An 18,172-nucleotide genomic window follows, 5' to 3' on the forward strand; every position below is an offset into this window, starting at 1 on the left:
AAAGCGTAAACCTTTCAAAAATGCTAATTGATGTAATACTTAGTCAATTGAAGTAAGGCGTTTTGAATTTTGTTTATCCTAGAAAAAGGATTAAGGTAAAGCATGACAACACCACCTGCTACCGGAAATAATAAGATTAACCCGGTTGTTTTTTATACGTCAGCCGGACTGATTTTATTATTTTCGCTGACGACTATTTTTTATAGTGACCTCTCTGCTGCATGGATACTTAAAGCGGTCAACTGGGTATCCGCGACCTTTGGCTGGTACTACATGTTGGCCGCGGTACTTTATATGGTCTTTGTGTTGTATATCGCGGTGTCACGCTACGGTTCGATCAAGTTGGGGCCTGAACAATCTAAACCTGAGTTTAGCTTATCAAGTTGGGCGGCCATGCTCTTTGCTGCGGGTATCGGTATTGATCTCATGTTCTTCTCCGTGGCAGAGCCTGTGACACAGTATATGCAGCCCCCTCAAGGCGTGGGGCAAACGATTGAAGCCGCTCGTCAATCAATGGTGTGGACACTTTTCCACTACGGGATTACGGGCTGGTCGATGTATGCCTTGATGGGGATTGCGCTGGGCTACTTTAGCTATCGGTATAACCTTCCTCTGACCATTCGTTCTGCGCTATACCCCATATTTGGTAAACGTATTAATGGGGCTATTGGGCACACGGTTGATATTGCAGCTGTTATTGGGACTATCTTTGGAATCGCCACTACACTTGGTATTGGTGTAGTTCAGCTTAACTATGGCTTGAATGTTCTTTTCCACATCCCTGATAGCCTTGCTGCGAAAGCAGCGTTAATTGTCCTGTCGGTTGTGATAGCAACGATTTCGGTTACCTCTGGAGTCGATAAGGGAATTCGACTGCTGTCGGAGCTAAATGTTCTGCTGGCCCTTGGATTAATTATTTTTGTGTTATGTGTGGGCGATACGAGCTTTTTGCTTAATGCAATCGTACTGAATATTGGTGATTACGTTAACCGTTTTATGGGCATGGCACTGGATACCTTTGCCTTTGACCGCCCAACCGAATGGATGAATAACTGGACACTCTTCTTCTGGGCATGGTGGGTTGCTTGGTCACCATTTGTTGGGCTATTTCTTGCTCGTATTAGTCGTGGACGAACTATTCGCGAATTTGTATTGGGAACACTTATTATTCCTTTTACCTTCACTCTATTGTGGTTATCGGTTTTTGGTAATGCTTCGCTTTATGAAATTATCCACGGCGATCACGCATTTGCCGAAGAAGTTCTGGCACACCCAGAAAGAGGTTTTTATAGTTTATTAGCACATTATCCAGGCTTTACCTTTAGTGCTTCAGTTGCCACGATCACCGGATTGCTCTTCTATGTGACATCGGCAGATTCGGGATCGTTAGTATTAGGGAACTTCACCACACGTTTAAAGGATATTAATTCAGACTCACCTAATTGGATTCGGATATTCTGGTCAGTGACCATCGGTGTATTAACCCTAGGCATGCTGATGGCGAATGGTATTTCTGCTCTGCAAAATACCACGGTCATTATGGGGCTACCGTTCAGTTTCGTGATTTTCTTCGTGATGGCCGGGTTATTTAAATCGCTGCGCGTAGAAGACTACCGTCGTGCAAGTGCCAATAGAGAAACCGCCCCCTATTTGGCTAATGCTAATGATAGGCTTTCATGGAAAAAACGCCTGACACGACTGATGACCTATCCGGGAAGTCGTTATACCGAGCAGATGCTGGATACTATTTGTTATCCAGCAATGCAAGAGGTTGCTAAGGAACTGGAAGTAAGAGGAGCAAATGTACAGTTACAACGTTTGCCTCCAGAAGAAGAAGGGGGGCTTGGGCATTTGTCTTTGATGGTTCATCTGGGTGAGGAACAAAACTTCCTATATGAGATCTGGCCTCAAAAATATGCAATTCCCGGTTTTACTTATCGGGCACGAAGTGGTAAATCAACGTATTACCGTCTGGAAACCTTCTTGGTAGAAGGTAGCCAAGGTAATGATTTAATTGGTTATAGTAAAGAACAGGTTATTATTGACATACTTGATCAGTACGAAAGACACCTGAACTTTATCCACCTTCATCGTGAAGCGCCGGGGAATCATATTAACTTCCCTAATTTATAATTTGGGCTAAGGGTTGGAGGTTTCCAACCCTTTATTTTAGCTTTCCGTGTCGGCACCATCGTAAACACTCTTTGGAATACTGCTATGCACAAAATTATTAATGCCTTTCTACCTTTATATATTGCGACACTATTATTACTTCTTGGATCGGGGTTACTGACAACGTGGGTATCTTTGCGTTTGACCCACCAGCATGTTTCCGGTGCAATGATTGGTGCCATTACAGCAGCTAACTACATAGGGTTAGTGATTGGCGGAAAGATTGGGCATAACTTAATTGCACGGGTCGGCCATATTCGTGCTTATGTAGCTTGTGCTGGGATTATCACGGCATCGGTAATCGGCCACGGCATGACTGATTCCATTCCAGTATGGATAGTATTACGGTTTATTATCGGTCTATCGATGATGTGCCAATACATGGTGCTGGAGAGTTGGTTAAATGACCAAGCTGAACCACAGCAACGTGGTGTGATTTTTGGCATTTATATGATTGCGACCTATCTGGGACTCTCTGCGGGACAAGTGATCCTGACACTCCACTTTAGTAATCAGATCCTGCCGTTATTAATTGTCGGACTTTGTTTCTCGCTATGTTTAGTTCCCATCGCGTTAACAACGCGAATCAGTGTGCAACCTATGTCGCCAGCACCATTAGAAATCGGGTATTTTTTTAAAAATATTCCCCGTATCTTGCTGATTACCTTAGTCACCGGCATGATTATTGGTGCTTTTTACGGTATGGCTCCGGTTTATGCCAGTAGTATGTCACTGGACACCTCGCAGGTCGGTTTGTTTATGGCCTTGACGATTTTTGCAGGTTTAGTCACGCAATTCCCCCTCAGTTGGCTTTCTGATCGTTATGAGCGTCAGCGTTTACTACTGGGTGCGGCAACTCTGTATGTTTTGGCTTCTCTGCCCTTAGTTTTTTTAGTCCATTCATCTTTTGTTGTCCTTATCTCGATCGCGTTTGTGGCCAGTATGGTTCAGTTTGCGCTCTATCCTTTGGCCGTAGCGATTGCTAATGACCGTATTACGCCAGAGAGGCGGGTCTCTTTAACCGCCTGTTTACTGATGTCTTATGGTATTGGCGCGAGTATTGGCCCATTACTAACGGGAACACTTATCCAATCGTTCGGCGGCAATATGCTCTATCTTTTCTTCGTGTTATGCGGAGGAACGATTTTTGCGTTGAGTTGGAAAACGTTACCTGTTCCCAAGCGCCTACAAGAAGAAGGCGTGGCACACGTACCTCTGACCGATGGATTGGTCAGTTCACCTCTAACGGCGGCATTGAACCCGGTGATTGATGAAGTAGATATTATTAATGCAATGGTGAATACCAGTGATGAGGAGAACAGCGTGGAGGCCGACAGTGAAGAGAATCCGCCTGCGCAATAAGGCTAAGTTGTTCTCAATTACAGAATAACTTTATCTTTATTATTCATTTTTATTAGTGTTAAAAAACGCTTAATGTTATCGACAACGCTAATAATTCTGTTAAGAGGTTGCAATGTCACATCCACATTCCCGTAATCCTGCTAATGGTCAATTGATCAAAGAATATCCTTTTATCAGCCAAAACGACTGTGAAGCAATTGTCAGTCGTACGGCGACGGCACAAAAAGTGTGGCGAGATACCCCGATCGCCGATCGCCGCGACGTATTACTGCAGCTTGCTGCTGCGTTGCGTGAGCGTAATGAAGAATTAGCGTTAATGGCAACCCATGAGATGGGTAAACCAATCAGTCAGTCTCGCGCTGAAGTGAACAAATGCGCACAGGTGTGTGAGTGGTATGCGGAACATGGTCCAGCCGTATTGGCCCCGCAGCCGACCCAAGTTGAGAATAACAAGGCATGGCAAGAATTTAGGCCTTTAGGGACCATCTTGGCGGTTATGCCGTGGAATTTTCCTTATTGGCAGATTCTCAGGGGCGCGGCGGGAATGCTACTAGCAGGTAACACTTATTTGCTAAAGCATGCACCAAACGTAATGGGGTGTGCTTTTTTGATGAAAGATATTTTCGATAAGCTCGATGCTCCAGCGGGTATCTTTGACGTGGTCAATATCGATAATAACGGAGTTTCTTCATTAATTGCTGACCCACGTATTGCTGCGGTAGCAGTAACGGGTAGCGTGCGTGCGGGATCAGCGATTGCGGCACAAGCGGGAGCTGCGTTGAAGAAAACGGTACTTGAATTAGGGGGATCGGACCCTTTTATCGTATTAGCCGATGCAGATCTGGATGAAGCGGTGAAAGCTGCAGTCATTGGTCGTTACCAAAACACCGGGCAAGTCTGTATGGCTGCAAAACGGTTTATTATCGAAGCGGAGATTGCCCAGCAATTCGAGCAGAAATTCACTCAAGCGGTGGCAAATTTATCAATGGGCGACCCTACCCTTGAAAGTACGTATTTAGGGCCAATGGCACGTTATGATCTACGCGACGAATTACACCATCAGGTCGAAAAGACATTAGCGGAGGGGGCTCGGCTGGTCTGCGGAGGCGAAAAAGTGGCTGGCGAAGGCAACTATTATGCACCGACTATTTTGGCTGATGTCAAAGAAGGTATGACGGCATTTCGTGAAGAAGTCTTTGGCCCGGTTGCGACATTGACGGTAGCACGGGATGCAGAACATGCACTCGAACTGGCAAACAACAGTGAGTTTGGCTTAGCCGCCACGGTTTGGACCGCGAATTCGGCGGTTGCCGACTCATTAACGCGCCAATTAGAAACTGGCGCAGTGTTCGTCAATGGTTATGGTGCTTCAGATCCACGCGTCACCATCGGTGGTGTGAAGAAAAGCGGCTATGGACGTGAATTGAATCATTTCGGTTTACACGAATTCTGTAATATTCAAACTGTTTGGGTTGATCGCCGTTAGCCGATCATAGTTTACCTTTCTATAATTCCTTCCTGACAAAGACACTCTCTTAGCGCGGTAAATGCAGTGAAGAGCGTTGGTTCGTCTACACAAGCGTAACCCAATAGCAATCCACGGTCTTGCTGGGGTCTAAAATAGTACTGTGATAGTGCGCGAACGATGACACCCTTATGTAAGGCTCGAGTGGCAATAGCGATATCATCACAGCCATCGGGGAGCGAGAGCACTAAATGGAGTCCTGCATCATGATTATAGCGGGGGAGAAATGCATAGCCTAAGTACCGTGAAATCAGCCCTAAGAGATATTGCCGACGTTGGTGGTAAAGCAGTCGCATCCGACGTATATGAGCGGCAAAATGGCCTTCACGGATAAATTCTGCGATGGCGCGTTGTTTGATTAAATGGCCACCCCGATACAGCTCTGCCGCCGCAGTGCGTAAGGGATGACTTAAACTCTTAGGTACTATCAAATATCCCATTCTTAACGCGGGATAGAGTGTTTTACTAAATGTTCCCATATAGAGAACAGGGGCATTTTCTTCCAATCCTTGTAAGGCTGGATGAGGCGGGTTCGAGAAGCGAAACTCGCTATCATAGTCATCTTCAATGACCCAGAAACGATGACGGCGGGCTATTTCTAATAATTGTTGGCGTCGGGGGAGAGACATCAACCCACCTAGTGGATATTGGTGCGATGGTGTTACAAAAACCATCTTAGGAATAGGAGAGTGGGTTGTATCGGGGATCAACCCATCTGCGTCGACTGGTAGCGCGTGAAGTTGCAACCCGTTGCAACGTAATACATTACGGGTGCCCCAATAACCGGGATCTTCGACCCAGACTGGATCATTGACGTCTGCGAGTACCCTAGAGATGAGATCGACGGTTTGATGAATGCCTTCTGTAATAATAATCTGTTCGGCATCGGCATGGACAGATCGAGTGACGCGTAGGTATTCGCTGAGAGCTTGGCGTAATTGTAAGCATCCACCGCTATTACTATAAATTAACTGGTCTATATCTGGCGCTTTTTGTAGGCGATTTTCGATTTTTCGTAATAATTGATGAGGGAAAGCCGTGACATCTGGTGCGCCGGGGACAAACGCTCCCCACTGGTAAGGGGAAGCATTTGCATAGCCGAGAAGTTCTGAGCCGCGCTTTGATAAACTATGTGCTAGAGAGCTGCGTTGACTATCCTGGAGCTGAGGTTGCACTTGATCTGGGGAAAATTCAGGTAGCATTTTTGCTACCCAGGTGCCACTCCCTGTACGTGCGGTCACATACCCTTCAGACATTAATGCTTCATAGGCATTAAGCACAGTATTTCGCGAGATATTCAATTCTTTGGCAAGATCGCGGCTGGCAGGTAAGCGTGTCTCAGCCGGAAAAATCCCTTCCAGAATCGCCTGCTGTAAAACCTGCAATAATCGATGGTGTAGTTTCCCTTTAGGATTTTTTTGTAATCTTGCCAGCAAGTGATCGGCATACAGTGATCGCAATTGGTACCTTCTTTTTAGTGATAAATGGCTCTCGCTATCGATCTGTATCAAGGATAAATAATGAAGTCTATTTATTTAATTGTTATGGATAAGCACAAATGAGCGAAAGTCACCAAAATTTAAATCAGCGTAAGGCGCAAGCCTTGCCCCGTGGTAGTGCAGTGATGTGTGATTGGTACGTTGATCGTGCAGAGAATGCCACAATTTGGAGCACGGATGGTCGAGAATTCATCGATTTTGCTGGTGGCATTGCAGTATTAAATACAGGTCATCGACATCCCAAAATTACAGCCGCCGTCACGGAACAACTTCAGAAATTTACGCATACTGCGTTTCAGATCGTTCCCTATGAAAGTTATATTACTTTAGCAGAGCGTATCAATCAGCGTGTTCCTGTGGAAGGACCTGCGAAAACAGCTTTCTTTTCCACTGGGGCGGAAGCATTAGAAAATGCGGTTAAAATCGCGCGTAGTGCAACCGGCCGTCATGGGGTGATCACTTTTACCGGTTCTTTTCATGGCCGTACGATGATGACAATGGCGATGACGGGTAAGGTTGCACCTTATAAGCAAGATTTTGGCCCAATGATGCCCTCCGTGTTTCACGCTCGCTTCCCAGATGAAAAAAAGGTGAGTAGCGAGCAAGCCTTAGAGAGTTTGCACGATATTTTTGCTTGTGATATTGCGCCACATAATGTCGCGGCAATTGTGATTGAACCGATACAAGGTGAAGGCGGATTTCGTGTTGTTCCACCTGCATTTATGCAAGCCCTGCGTGATATTGCCGATCAACATGGAATTTTGCTGATTGCCGATGAAGTGCAGAGTGGATTTGCAAGAACTGGCAAGATTTTTGCAATGGAACACTTTAGTGCGAAAGCTGACATCATTACGATGGCGAAGAGTCTCGCGGGAGGCTATCCGCTCTCAGCAGTAAGTGGGCGCGCTGAAGTCATGGATGCTCCGAATCCAGGTGGGTTGGGGGGAACTTATGCCGGTAACCCTTTAGCAATTGCGGCAGCGAACACCGTACTTGAGATCATTGAAGAAGAAGATCTCTGTGCGAGAGCTAACACGTTAGGCAATGAACTTGTTGAAACGTTGACTCGCTTATCTCAGCAATGCTCGGCAATTGAGCAAGTCAGAGGGTTAGGATCGATGATTGCGGTAGAAGTTAGGGATGCTCATACCGCTAAAGCTGTTCAAGATACTGCAATGTCACAAGGTTTACTGCTGTTAACCTGTGGTCAGAAAGGTAATGTGATACGTTTTCTTTATCCGTTAACTATCCCAACTGACCAATTCCGTAAAGGCGTTAAGATCTTAAGTGAAGCGTTAGTACAGCATGCCACATAATTCACGGGGCTATTGACTCGATAGCTTTGAACATTAGTCAGGAAGAGTCAGGATAGCTTTGTACTATCCTGATTCGGGGAACAAGTATGAATGAACTACCAGCTAGTCAAGACAATTTGTCTCAAGGGCTCCAATCTCGGCATATTCGTATGCTATCAATCGGTGGTGTTATCGGCGCCGGATTATTTGTAGGATCAGGTCACGCTATTGCCGCCGCAGGGCCGGCAGTATTGTTTGCCTATATTATTGCTGGAGCATTGGTCGTCTTTATCATGCGTATGCTGGCAGAGATGGCTGTTAACACACCTGATTCTGGATCATTTTCTACTTATGCTTCCCAAGCCTTGGGCCGCTGGGCGGGATTTACGATTGGTTGGCTCTACTGGTGGTTTTGGGTATTGGTGATTCCGCTGGAAGCAAATGCGGCGGCAACGATCCTTAATGCATGGATTCCGCAAGTCGCCATATGGGAATTTACGTTAGCCATTACTCTTATTTTGACAGTCACCAATCTTTTTAGCGTCAAAAACTATGGTGAATTTGAATTTTGGTTATCACTCATCAAAGTCTGTGCCATTGTCGCCTTCCTTGCATTAAGTGCTGCGGCAATATTCGGGGTATTACCGGGAAGTCAGGTAAGTGGTATTAGTCATCTCTACGATAGCGGAGGTTTTATGCCGCATGGTATTGGTGCTGTCTTATCCGCTATTTTGACCACTATGTTCTCCTTTATGGGCACAGAGATTGTCACTATCGCAGCGGCTGAATCACGCAATCCAGGTAAAGAGATATCCCGTGCCACTAACTCGGTGATTTGGCGTATTGCCCTGTTTTACCTTTTATCAATTTTCTTTATCGTTGCTTTGGTTCCGTGGAACACCTCAGACCTTGCTGCGAAAGGATCTTATCAAACGGTTTTAGAGATGATGGGTATTCCTCATGCTCGTTTGATTGTTGATGTCATTGTTTTAACAGCCGTGTGCAGTTGTTTAAATTCGGCCCTTTACACCTCTTCACGTATGTTGTTTTCTTTAGCTAAGAGAAAAGATGCTCCTGCTGTTATTGGGAAAACCAATGCTAAAGGAACACCGTTTATGGCCGTTATTTTCTCAACTGCCGTGGCCTTTTTAGCGGTAATTGCTAACTATCTAGCGCCTGCTGCCGTCTTTGACTTCTTATTGGCAAGCTCTGGTGCGATTGCCTTACTGGTTTATCTAGTAATTGCTTTCTCTCAATTAGTTATGCGTCGTCGCTGCGAATCACAAGGTCAATCACTGGACTTCAAAATGTGGTTATTCCCAGGATTAACCTATGCGATTATCGCGGTGATTATCGGTATTCTGGCGAGCATGCTGTTTATTCCAGGCCATCAGTCAGAAGTGATCTCTACCGGGATTTTGACGATAATCGTTATTGCTACTGGCTGCATTGTGCATCGTCGACAAAAGCGTAAGGTATCAACAACGGTACTCGCACGTAATAGTTAATCGGCGGATATAAATTGCAAAGAGAGCGACATGTCGCTCTCTTTTTTATTGATACTGATTACCACGGTCTTTAACAAAAGACTATCCACATAAAGACCTTAAATACCCCGTCTATAGCGTCCTTTCTTTCTGATAATAGCCACGATCTTTCAGCAATAACTGATCGTCAAATCCCTAACTAATGCTATGATATAAGCCTTAGCCATCACGTCCGTTGTTGTACGGTTTTCAGGTCATCAGGAGTAAGTATGTTTAATTCATTGTCTTCCACCGCTAAGGCGTTACTGGTGGGGCTAACCGTTTCATTCCTAACCGTTAGTTGTGCTGATCATCATGACACCGATGACAGTGAAACTACCGTTAATCAGCCAGCTCCGGCACCTGATGTTCAACAACCTGCGGTTGAGCAACCAGCTCCTTCCGTACCGAGTGAACCTGAAGCGAAAAAGTTTGATGATCCCTTAGAACTTTCGAGCTTTACGGGGGACTTTAAGCAATATCAAGCAGGCGATACCGTACCTGCGATGTATCGGACGGCACAGTACAACATTAGCAAATGGCAGTTACGTAAATTACCTGCCCCCACCGCAGGAAGCCATTGGACATATTTTGGTGGCAGCTATGTATTGATTACTGATGCAGAAGGTAAAATTTTGCGGATGTTCTCAGGTGATATTATTTACCGTTAAGCGGGCGGGGGGCTTTCAGTCTCCCTGCCAATACTGACGTTAATTATCCCCACTTTTTGATGAAAGGGGGATAATGACCTTTCACTCTTTCCCCTCGTTATCTTGTCCTCCTCAGCTTAAGTCCTCTTAAAAAGCTCAGTTAATTGTTACATTTAGTATTTTGTGACGGGCGTTACGCTTTATCTGCCTGCAAATGATGTTATAAATGTTAAATATAATTACAAGGTTCCCGTCGTATTCGCGATAGCGTCGGGCATATTCACTTTTGTGGGTTAGGATAAGACGATGATGGGTTGGACATCAACGCAGCGTAATGTTGCGACCGCGTGTTTTTTAAGCTGGATGCTAGATGCATTTGATTTTTTTATTTTAGTTTTTCTTCTCAGTGATCTGGCCGGATACTTTAAGACCACGGTGACAGATATTTCTATTGCTATTATGTTGACACTGGCAGTGCGTCCAATTGGAGCCTTAATTTTCGGGCGGTTAGCTGAGAAATATGGCCGTCGTCCTATTTTGATGCTCAATGTGGTGCTATTTTCGGTATTTGAACTGCTATCGGCGTGGTCTCCTACTTTTGCCATATTTTTACTGCTAAGGGTTATTTATGGTGTTGCAATGGGCGGAATATGGGGAGTCGCTTCATCACTCGCAATGGAAACTATACCCGACCGTTCACGTGGGGTAATGTCTGGAATTTTTCAAGCTGGATACCCTTGTGGCTATCTTCTTGCATCGATTATTTTTGGACTATTTTACGAGCATATCGGATGGCGAGGAATGTTCTTAGTCGGCGCACTTCCAATCTTTTTACTCCCGTTTATCTATTTTAAAGTACCTGAATCTCCGGTTTGGCTAGCAGCGAAAGCACGCAAAGAAAGCCATGCGCTACTGCCTATCATTAGGAGCAATCTGAAGATATGTGGTTATCTGGTACTACTGATGGCCTGCTTTAATTTCTTTAGTCATGGTACTCAAGATCTCTATCCTACTTTTTTGAAGGTGCAACACCAATTCGATGCACACACAGTGAGTATTATTGCGATTTGTTACAACATAGCAGCGATGCTAGGTGGTGTTTTCTTTGGGGCTTTATCTGAAAAAATTGGCCGTAAAAAAGCAATAATGATTGCGGCCTTTCTTGCACTACCCGTCATACCTTTATGGGCATTTGCAAGTGGTTCAGTGATGGTGGGGCTAGGAGCATTTTTGATGCAGTTTATGGTTCAGGGAGCATGGGGTGTTATTCCCAGTTGGTTAACGGAGTTAGTTCCTGCAAACGCTCGGGCAGTGTTACCCGGCTTTGTGTACCAACTTGGTAATTTGATTGCCTCAGTCAATGCGACACTTCAGTCAAAAATAGCTGCTGTACAGGGTGGAAACTATGGTTTGGCGATGGCGATTGTCGCCGGCACAGTGGCGGTATTAATTTTTCTTTTGGCTGCATTTGGGCGTGAAACGCGAGGGATGAAAATTTCTGGCGCAGAGAGTGTTGAGCGCCAGTAAATTTATAGGCAGACGTCAATCCACTTGGCGTCTGTTAATTCAGCCATACGTTGTGGTGAAAGGCGAACTGCACTGTAAGTTGCGCCAGCAGCCGGAAGGACTTCGTGAAAATCGTTTAAACTTTGGTCACAGTAAACCTGCAGCGGATTTTCAAGCCCGAAGGGGCAGACACCTCCGACAGGATGTCCAGTCGCCGTGATGACTTCGTCAACGGAGAGCATGCGTGCTTTAGCGCCAAACGTCTCTTTAAGTTTTTTATTATCTAATCGTGCATCACCACGCATCACAATAAGTACAATATTATTTTTAATTTTTAGTGACAGGGTTTTTGCAATTTGACCAGGTTCAACGCCATGAACGCGTGCGGCCATATCCACGGTTGCCGTACTTTCATTCATTTCGATAATTTCAATATCAGGGGCATGCTCTGCAAAAAAATCGCGCACAGATTGCAGGCTCATTGGTCTTCTCCGTTGTAATAGGTATGCCTAGTTTCACTATTAGGTGGCAAAGTATAAACGAAATTAGATAAATGTATTACAGAAATAAAGGCCATAAAGCGGGTAAAGGGGAGATTGGTGGTCTGTCGAAGAAAATAGAAAAATAAAAAAGTCATGTGTAACGTTTACGCCTTACTGGCACTATTCACGTAGCATATTCATAAATCATTACCTTGGTACATTTATTCTTATTCCTGTCTACTAAACATATTAACAGGCTGGCTATTGAGTGTGCATCCTATGGCAGATTCTCCGCATTAGGGCGGAGAATCTGTACGGTCTAGCACGTTAAGAAGGAATAATTAACGTTTATTGCGACCCCAAATACTGCGGTAAACGCGAAATTTTCCGGTTTGTGCCAAAATTTCGTAATTGCCGAAGGTTTCTTCCAATGCTTGCGGATAGGGTAAAAAAGCATTCGCGACAATACGTAATTCACCGCCACTGCTAAGATGATTAGCCGCACCTCGAATCAATGCATTGGCTGCCTCTAAACTTGTTTGTAGGCCTTCGTGGAACGGCGGGTTTGATAAAATCATATCAAACCGACCTTGTACGTTTGAAAATACATTACTGGCGAATACGTCACCTTCAATATTGTTGATAGCAAGAGTTGCTTGGCTTGCAGCAATCGCAGCAGCATTCACATCAGTAAGCCATAAGCGTACTTTTGGTGAATGTTGCTTTAAACTGGCAGCTAGTACGCCTGCACCACAGCCGAGATCCAGCACTTTTCCTTTGGTATGAGGGGTCAGTGTTGATAATAACAACGCACTGCCATTATCTAGACCATCACGGCTAAAGACACCGGGAAGTGTTTTAATCGTGAGGTTATCCAGCGGGTATTCGTTATAATAGCTGTCGAGATTAAAGTCGGGGTGTTGATCAAGGCGCCCGTGATACAGGCCGCAGCGTCTGGCGCTGTCGATTTTTTCAAGTTTGCTATACTTCTCAAGAACTGTTTCTGCACTACGTACACCACTACGGTTTTCACCGACAATAAAGAGGTCACTCCCTACTGGTAATAGCGCAAGCAAATTTTCGAGTTGGAAAGCGGCTTCTGGCTTATTTTTAGGCCAGTAGTAAATCAGGGTATCACAGCCGGCTACATGTTCAGCGGTGGCGTAAAGCCCAAAGTGTGCACGCTCTTCTAATGGCTTGCTTAACGCTTGCCAGTGATGATATTGCTGTGTAAAAACACGGGTAGAGGCCGTGGTTAATTGTGCCGGTAACATATCCTGCAGATCACCCGCAAAAATAATATGGCGATGTTCAAACTCTTCCTCGTGGCGCAACAGCACTTCGCTGGCCGGCATATAAGCTGACATGGTAACTCCTCTTTCATAAGTAGAGCGATTATAGAGGTTTATTGGCGTGGGTTCGATGGTTTTGCTAGCATAGCAACGTAAGCATTTGTTGAGTGGATAAAAATGACAGAGAGACGAGACTGGTTATTAGCGCAGATGGGGATCGACCAGTACCGTTTACGGCGTCCTGAAGTGTTACATGGCGAAGTGGCCATCGCCATCAAACCGACAACACAATTGGTCATTGTGGGATTACAACGCGACGAAATTCACCATCCTTTTATTCGCGACGTTTTACAGAGCTTATTGCTCGAATCAGCCTATGTGCTCTATCTTACGGTTGAACAGCTCCCATTATTGCCTCATCCTCTATCTTGTTTATTGTGGTTTGTTGGATATGAACCACAGCAGCACTATGCGGCGCGTCAATTCCACTCTCCATCCTTTGCTACGCTACTTCACAGCGCAGAGGCTAAACGTACTTTATGGCAGCAACTTTGTAATGACGACGATAATTTCCCAACTTCTGCCCGCTGACTTGGCACAAGCCTATAGGCTTGAAAAGCAGTGTCACTCTCACCCGTGGAGCCCCGAGACGTTTCAAACGAATCAAGGTGAGCGTTTTATCAATCTCAAAGCCAATATCAACGGTGAATTAGCCGGTTTCGCGATTTGCCAAGTGGTACTTGATGAGGCTTCACTGTTTAACATTGCCGTTTCCCCTGAATTTCAACGTCGTGGTGTCGCTCGCCAACTGATTACGACATTAAGTGAACATCTTATAGAGCGTGATGTGATGATGTTGTGGTTAGAAGTTCGGGCATCAAATTTACCGGCAATTCGCTTGTATGAGTCCCTCGATTTTAATGAAGTCTCTAGACGTCATCGCTACTATCCGACCGAAACTGGACGAGAGGATGCATTGATTATGGCGTTAACACTGTAACCATTTTGGGAGCACTATGCTGATTAAACACTTTGACTGTATTCTTTTTGATGCAGATGAAACGCTTTTCGAGTTCGATGCTTATCGAGGTCTTAAAAAAATGTTCGCTCAGTACGGAGTGTCGTTCAGTGGTGACGATTACCAAGACTATCAAGCGTTAAATCGGCCATTATGGGAAGCATACCAGCGGCATGAAATCGATGCGGAACAGCTTAAAATACAACGTTTTGACCTTTGGGCACAAAAAATAAATGTTCCTGCCAGTACGTTGAATGAGCAGTTTTTGATTGCGATGGCTGATATTTGTCAGCCTTTACCCGGTGCGAAAGCGCTATTACAAGCGATGGTACCCCATGTAAAGATGGGGATCATTACTAATGGCTTCACTGACTTACTACATGCGCGCTTAGCCAGTACGGGGTTGGCACATTACTTCCAAGTATTGACCATATCAGAACAATTTGGTCTTGCTAAACCGGCAGCAGCGATTTTTCATCATACCTTATCGCAATTTCCAGGCTGTTCTCCTGAGCGTACATTAATGATCGGTGACACTCCTGAATCTGATATTGCAGGCGGAATCAATGCTGGAATGAAGACATGCTGGTTAGATCATGGCGATAAGCAACTTCCTGATACAGTGAAACCTGATTGGCAGGTGCCTACGCTAACAGCATTGCACGCATTATTATTGTAGTACTAGGTTATTGGGCATCCTTTGGACCATGTTGTTTATCGATCGAGCCATAAGTATTCAACAAATAGGCCCTAGGGGCGCTGATCGCCTAATAATGTGCGCGTTAAAATAATCCCAATCCCTAGCGCAAGTAGCAACATCAGGCGTAATACATGGGGGGTGTTGTTTATAGGCAGAACGTCACTGGCTGACGTATGGGTATCAAGCGTTAGCCTCAGGTAGCCTTGCGGTCCATTTTTGGTTTGTAGCGGAACGACTATTTGGCGGGTAGCGTCACAGTCCGCTTGTTTGCCAGTTAAACCGAGCCGTTCACGCACACCGATTGACTGGCCACTGTGAACAAGACGTGTTCCATCAATGTCGTATACAGACGCGTCAATAATACGAGGCTGTTGAGTTAAATGCTGAAGTGCATCGCTAATTGCGGGTAAATCGATCTCAAGCTGTGTGAAGTAAGGAAGCAAACTATATGCTGTTTGATTCGCTAAACCCTGCGAGAGTTCTGCAACTTGGGAGCTTTGTGCGCTCTGATGGTTGGCGCTAAACCATGAGGCGCCTTGCATTAGTACGACTATTAATGTTAAACACGCCAAAATAATCAGCGTCCTATGAAGTTGAATATTAATTTTAGGGCTCTGCATGTGAATAAGATCTCATTTTTTTCTATAAATCATCGGCTCAGATGCGGGTTTCTGTTGCCAGAGCTGGGCCGATCGGGGTAGCCTTTGCCGGGTTTTAATGTTTGTTCAGGAGCACCAATGCCAAACCGATTAAGTTGGTCTGATTTACCCACGGATGTTACAGCATGGCCAGGATTGCCGCTTTCATTGAATGGGGACGAAGTTATGCCCCTCGATTATCGTGCAGGTCGAAGTGGCTGGCTATTATTTGGTCGCTCTCTTGATAAACAGCGCCTTACCGATTACCAGCAGCGATTAGAGGGGGCTCTAGTCTTAGTCAGTGCTTGGCGTGTTGCTGACTATACGGTATTGCGACTTGCCGGCTCACTCACTACTGAAGCGCGTAAATTGGCCTACCAATTTGAACTCGATGTTGCTGCACTGGGTCAACTTCCTGAATTACAACAGCCTGGTCTGTTAGTCATGGATATGGATTCTACGGCAATTGAGATTGAGTGTATTGACGAAATTGCCCTATTAGCAGGTTGTGGCGAGAAAGTGGCAGAAGTGACCGAAAAAGCGATGCGGGGCGAGCTAGATTTTCAACAAAGCCTACGCGAACGTGTTGCACAACTTGCAGGGGCTGATGAAGCTATTTTACAGCAGGTTCTGGATACTCTGCCGTTAATGGCTGGACTTGAGAATCTGGTTAACACCTTACAAGCCCGCGGCTGGCATGTTGCTATTGCATCGGGTGGTTTTACCTTTTTTGCTGACTATCTCAAACAAAAACTAAAATTAAGTGCAGTTGCAGCAAATCAACTTGAAATCGTTAACGGAAAGTTAACCGGGAAGGTTATTGGCGATATTGTCGACGCGAAATATAAGGCAACCTTCCTTGAAAAGTTGGCGAATAGCTATGAACTTCCGCGTACTCAAACAGTGGCTATCGGTGATGGCGCTAATGACTTAGTGATGATCCAAGCTGCAGGATTAGGAATCGCCTACCATGCAAAACCGAAAGTCAATGAGAAGAGCGAAGTTGCCGTCCGTTTTGCAGATCTTACCGGCGTATTGTGTATTCTTACTGGTAGTCTTAACCACGAGTCACGCTAATTAAGGAGTCATTTTGGCCAAAGCAGCAAAACGTGCATTTGTCTGTAATGAGTGTGGTGCTGATTATCCACGTTGGCAAGGGCAATGCAGTGCCTGCCAGGCGTGGAACACCATCACCGAAGTTCGTCTTGCTGCTTCGCCAACTGTCGCGAGAAATGAGCGTTTATCAGGTTATGCGGGCAGCAGTGGCGGCACTAAAGTCCAAAAACTGTCAGAGATAAGTCTTGAGGCTTTACCACGATTTTCAACCGGATTTAAAGAGTTTGATCGGGTCTTAGGCGGTGGTGTCGTACCGGGAAGTGCTATTCTGATCGGTGGCAGTCCAGGGGCGGGGAAATCAACATTACTGCTTCAAACATTGTGTAAGCTCTCCGAGAAGATGAAAACCCTTTATGTCACCGGTGAGGAGTCGTTACAGCAAGTAGCGATGCGGGCACATCGTCTTGGGTTACCTACGACCCACTTGAATATGCTCTCAGAAACGAGTATTGAAGAAATCTGCCAAATTGCCGAGACCGAAACGCCACAATTGATGGTAATCGATTCGATTCAAGTGATGCATATGGCAGATGTACTATCTTCTCCAGGCAGTGTCGCGCAAGTGCGTGAGACCGCCGCCTATCTGACCCGTTTTGCGAAGACGCGTAATGTCGCCATTATTATGGTCGGACATGTGACAAAAGACGGATCTTTAGCAGGACCGAAAGTCTTAGAACACTGTATTGATTGTTCGGTGTTACTCGATGGTGACACAGATTCACGCTTTCGTACCTTACGTAGTCATAAAAACCGTTTTGGCGCGGTTAATGAGCTCGGTGTGTTTGCTATGACCGAGCAAGGGATGCGTGAAGTGAGTAACCCCTCTGCTATTTTCCTTTCACGGGGTGATGAAGTAACACCCGGCAGTTCGGTAATGGTGGTATGGGAAGGCACTCGGCCCTTATTAGTTGAAATACAGGCCTTAGTCGATCACTCCTTAATGGGTAATCCGCGTCGTGTCGCGGTAGGTCTTGAACAGAACCGTTTAGCGATATTGCTGGCGGTGTTGCATCGTCATGGTGGGTTACAAATGGCCGACCAAGATGTATTTGTCAATGTAGTAGGGGGCGTGAAAGTCACAGAAACCAGTGCCGATCTTGCTTTACTGTTAGCGATGGTTTCAAGTCTACGTGACCGTGCCTTACCGTTAGATTTAGTCATTTTTGGTGAAGTCGGCCTTGCTGGAGAAATTCGCCCAGTTCCGAGCGGTCAAGAGCGTATTGCCGAGGCCAGTAAACACGGGTTTACCCGAGCTATTGTTCCTGCCGCTAATGCCCCGAAGCAGGCACCAGGCGGTATGAAAGTCTATCCAGTGAAGAAGTTAGCAGATGCTTTAGCGATATTCGATGAATTAACCTAATGCACTGTTTCGTCAGGGCGTAAAGCAATCA

At 45.6% G+C, this 18,172-nt stretch carries 15 protein-coding genes and 1 pseudogene; 12 read left to right on the plus strand and 4 right to left on the minus strand.

Annotated elements, in window-relative coordinates; genetic code table 11:
- Positions 1-102 precede the first annotated feature (102 nt).
- From HGT73_RS01690 to HGT73_RS01700, 3 genes are all read left to right on the plus strand, one after another.
- Positions 103-2,133 carry a choline transporter gene (locus HGT73_RS01690; protein WP_214211920.1) on the plus strand — a complete coding sequence of 677 codons (2,031 nt, stop codon included), beginning with the start codon at positions 103-105 and terminating at the stop codon, positions 2,131-2,133.
- An 84-nt stretch (positions 2,134-2,217) separates the two neighbouring features.
- Positions 2,218-3,534, plus strand: coding sequence for an MFS transporter (locus HGT73_RS01695; RefSeq protein ID WP_214211921.1), 1,317 nt, complete (start codon positions 2,218-2,220; stop codon positions 3,532-3,534).
- 112 nt (positions 3,535-3,646) lie between these two features.
- A complete protein-coding gene (locus HGT73_RS01700) occupies positions 3,647-5,020 on the plus strand; it encodes an aldehyde dehydrogenase family protein (protein WP_214211922.1) in 1,374 nt (457 codons plus the stop codon).
- A gap of 11 nt (positions 5,021-5,031) precedes the next feature.
- On the opposite strand, the gene pdxR is transcribed toward HGT73_RS01700, so the two are convergent.
- Positions 5,032-6,519, minus strand: coding sequence for a MocR-like pyridoxine biosynthesis transcription factor PdxR (gene pdxR, locus HGT73_RS01705; protein WP_214211923.1), 1,488 nt, complete (start codon positions 6,517-6,519; stop codon positions 5,032-5,034).
- A 98-nt stretch (positions 6,520-6,617) separates the two neighbouring features.
- Between pdxR and gabT the strand changes: the two genes are divergently transcribed.
- The 4 genes and pseudogenes from gabT to HGT73_RS01725 all read left to right on the plus strand — a co-directional run bounded on the left by gabT (position 6,618) and on the right by HGT73_RS01725 (position 11,556).
- Positions 6,618-7,874, plus strand: a complete 1,257-nt coding sequence (gabT, locus tag HGT73_RS01710; RefSeq protein WP_214211924.1) for a 4-aminobutyrate--2-oxoglutarate transaminase — start codon at positions 6,618-6,620, stop codon at positions 7,872-7,874.
- A gap of 86 nt (positions 7,875-7,960) precedes the next feature.
- On the plus strand, positions 7,961-9,361 hold the full coding sequence (gene gabP, locus HGT73_RS01715) for a GABA permease (protein ID WP_214211925.1): 1,401 nt from the start codon (positions 7,961-7,963) through the stop codon (positions 9,359-9,361).
- Positions 9,362-9,816: 455 nt separating this feature from the next.
- Positions 9,817-10,050: pseudogene (locus tag HGT73_RS14740) on the plus strand (RcnB family protein); the annotation flags it as partial.
- Between the two features lie 285 nt (positions 10,051-10,335).
- Positions 10,336-11,556, plus strand: coding sequence for an MFS transporter (locus HGT73_RS01725; RefSeq protein ID WP_214211927.1), 1,221 nt, complete (start codon positions 10,336-10,338; stop codon positions 11,554-11,556).
- 2 nt (positions 11,557-11,558) lie between these two features.
- On the opposite strand, the gene HGT73_RS01730 is transcribed toward HGT73_RS01725, so the two are convergent.
- Positions 11,559-12,017 (minus strand): YbaK/EbsC family protein, encoded by a 459-nt coding sequence (locus tag HGT73_RS01730; protein ID WP_214211928.1) that lies wholly within the window; start codon positions 12,015-12,017, stop codon positions 11,559-11,561.
- Between the two features lie 341 nt (positions 12,018-12,358).
- Positions 12,359-13,384 carry a 16S rRNA (guanine(1207)-N(2))-methyltransferase RsmC gene (gene rsmC, locus HGT73_RS01735; RefSeq protein WP_214211929.1) on the minus strand — a complete coding sequence of 342 codons (1,026 nt, stop codon included), beginning with the start codon at positions 13,382-13,384 and terminating at the stop codon, positions 12,359-12,361.
- 102 nt (positions 13,385-13,486) lie between these two features.
- Here rsmC and HGT73_RS01740 point away from each other — a divergent pair, with 102 nt between their 5' ends.
- Genes HGT73_RS01740 through yjjG form a run of 3 tightly spaced genes read left to right on the plus strand, consistent with a single transcriptional unit; the run spans position 13,487 to position 15,006 of the window.
- The gene (locus HGT73_RS01740; protein ID WP_214211930.1) at positions 13,487-13,900 is read left to right on the plus strand and encodes a DNA polymerase III subunit psi; all 414 of its coding nucleotides are present in this window, start codon (positions 13,487-13,489) and stop codon (positions 13,898-13,900) included.
- Positions 13,866-14,309, plus strand: coding sequence for a ribosomal protein S18-alanine N-acetyltransferase (gene rimI / locus HGT73_RS01745; protein WP_214211931.1), 444 nt, complete (start codon positions 13,866-13,868; stop codon positions 14,307-14,309). Before HGT73_RS01740 ends, rimI begins: the two co-directional genes overlap by 35 nt.
- 19 nt (positions 14,310-14,328) lie before the next feature.
- A complete protein-coding gene (yjjG, locus tag HGT73_RS01750; protein WP_214212090.1) occupies positions 14,329-15,006 on the plus strand; it encodes a pyrimidine 5'-nucleotidase in 678 nt (225 codons plus the stop codon).
- A 71-nt stretch (positions 15,007-15,077) separates the two neighbouring features.
- Here yjjG and HGT73_RS01755 read toward each other — a convergent pair whose 3' ends face one another.
- Complete coding sequence (locus HGT73_RS01755; RefSeq protein WP_214211932.1) at positions 15,078-15,647, minus strand: AhpA/YtjB family protein; 570 nt, start codon at positions 15,645-15,647, stop codon at positions 15,078-15,080.
- Between the two features lie 117 nt (positions 15,648-15,764).
- On the opposite strand from HGT73_RS01755, the gene serB reads away from it, so the two are divergent.
- Together serB and radA are read left to right on the plus strand one after the other, a co-directional pair.
- The gene (serB, locus tag HGT73_RS01760; protein ID WP_214211933.1) at positions 15,765-16,742 is read left to right on the plus strand and encodes a phosphoserine phosphatase; all 978 of its coding nucleotides are present in this window, start codon (positions 15,765-15,767) and stop codon (positions 16,740-16,742) included.
- 13 nt (positions 16,743-16,755) lie between these two features.
- Positions 16,756-18,141: a DNA repair protein RadA gene (gene radA, locus HGT73_RS01765; RefSeq protein ID WP_214211934.1), complete on the plus strand. Its 1,386-nt coding sequence runs from the start codon at positions 16,756-16,758 to the stop codon at positions 18,139-18,141.
- Positions 18,142-18,172: the final 31 nt, after the last annotated feature.

Origin of the sequence: Rosenbergiella australiborealis (assembly GCF_018494035.1) — a bacterium.
Classification (GTDB): Bacteria; Pseudomonadota; Gammaproteobacteria; order Enterobacterales; family Enterobacteriaceae; genus Rosenbergiella; species Rosenbergiella australiborealis.

What these genes read in the sequence shown, in the direction of transcription:
- HGT73_RS01700 (WP_214211922.1), top strand. Translation starts at nt 3,647, where the DNA reads ATGTCACATCCACATTCCCGTAATCCTGCTAATGGTCAATTGATCAAA.
- HGT73_RS01740 (WP_214211930.1), top strand. Translation starts at nt 13,487, where the DNA reads ATGACAGAGAGACGAGACTGGTTATTAGCGCAGATGGGGATCGACCAG.
- gabP (WP_214211925.1), top strand. Translation starts at nt 7,961, where the DNA reads ATGAATGAACTACCAGCTAGTCAAGACAATTTGTCTCAAGGGCTCCAA.
- HGT73_RS01755 (WP_214211932.1), bottom strand. Translation starts at nt 15,647, where the DNA reads ATGCAGAGCCCTAAAATTAATATTCAACTTCATAGGACGCTGATTATT.
- HGT73_RS01725 (WP_214211927.1), top strand. Translation starts at nt 10,336, where the DNA reads ATGATGGGTTGGACATCAACGCAGCGTAATGTTGCGACCGCGTGTTTT.
- serB (WP_214211933.1), top strand. Translation starts at nt 15,765, where the DNA reads ATGCCAAACCGATTAAGTTGGTCTGATTTACCCACGGATGTTACAGCA.
- rsmC (WP_214211929.1), bottom strand. Translation starts at nt 13,384, where the DNA reads ATGTCAGCTTATATGCCGGCCAGCGAAGTGCTGTTGCGCCACGAGGAA.
- HGT73_RS01695 (WP_214211921.1), top strand. Translation starts at nt 2,218, where the DNA reads ATGCACAAAATTATTAATGCCTTTCTACCTTTATATATTGCGACACTA.
- HGT73_RS01730 (WP_214211928.1), bottom strand. Translation starts at nt 12,017, where the DNA reads ATGAGCCTGCAATCTGTGCGCGATTTTTTTGCAGAGCATGCCCCTGAT.
- HGT73_RS01690 (WP_214211920.1), top strand. Translation starts at nt 103, where the DNA reads ATGACAACACCACCTGCTACCGGAAATAATAAGATTAACCCGGTTGTT.
- gabT (WP_214211924.1), top strand. Translation starts at nt 6,618, where the DNA reads ATGAGCGAAAGTCACCAAAATTTAAATCAGCGTAAGGCGCAAGCCTTG.
- rimI (WP_214211931.1), top strand. Translation starts at nt 13,866, where the DNA reads ATGACGACGATAATTTCCCAACTTCTGCCCGCTGACTTGGCACAAGCC.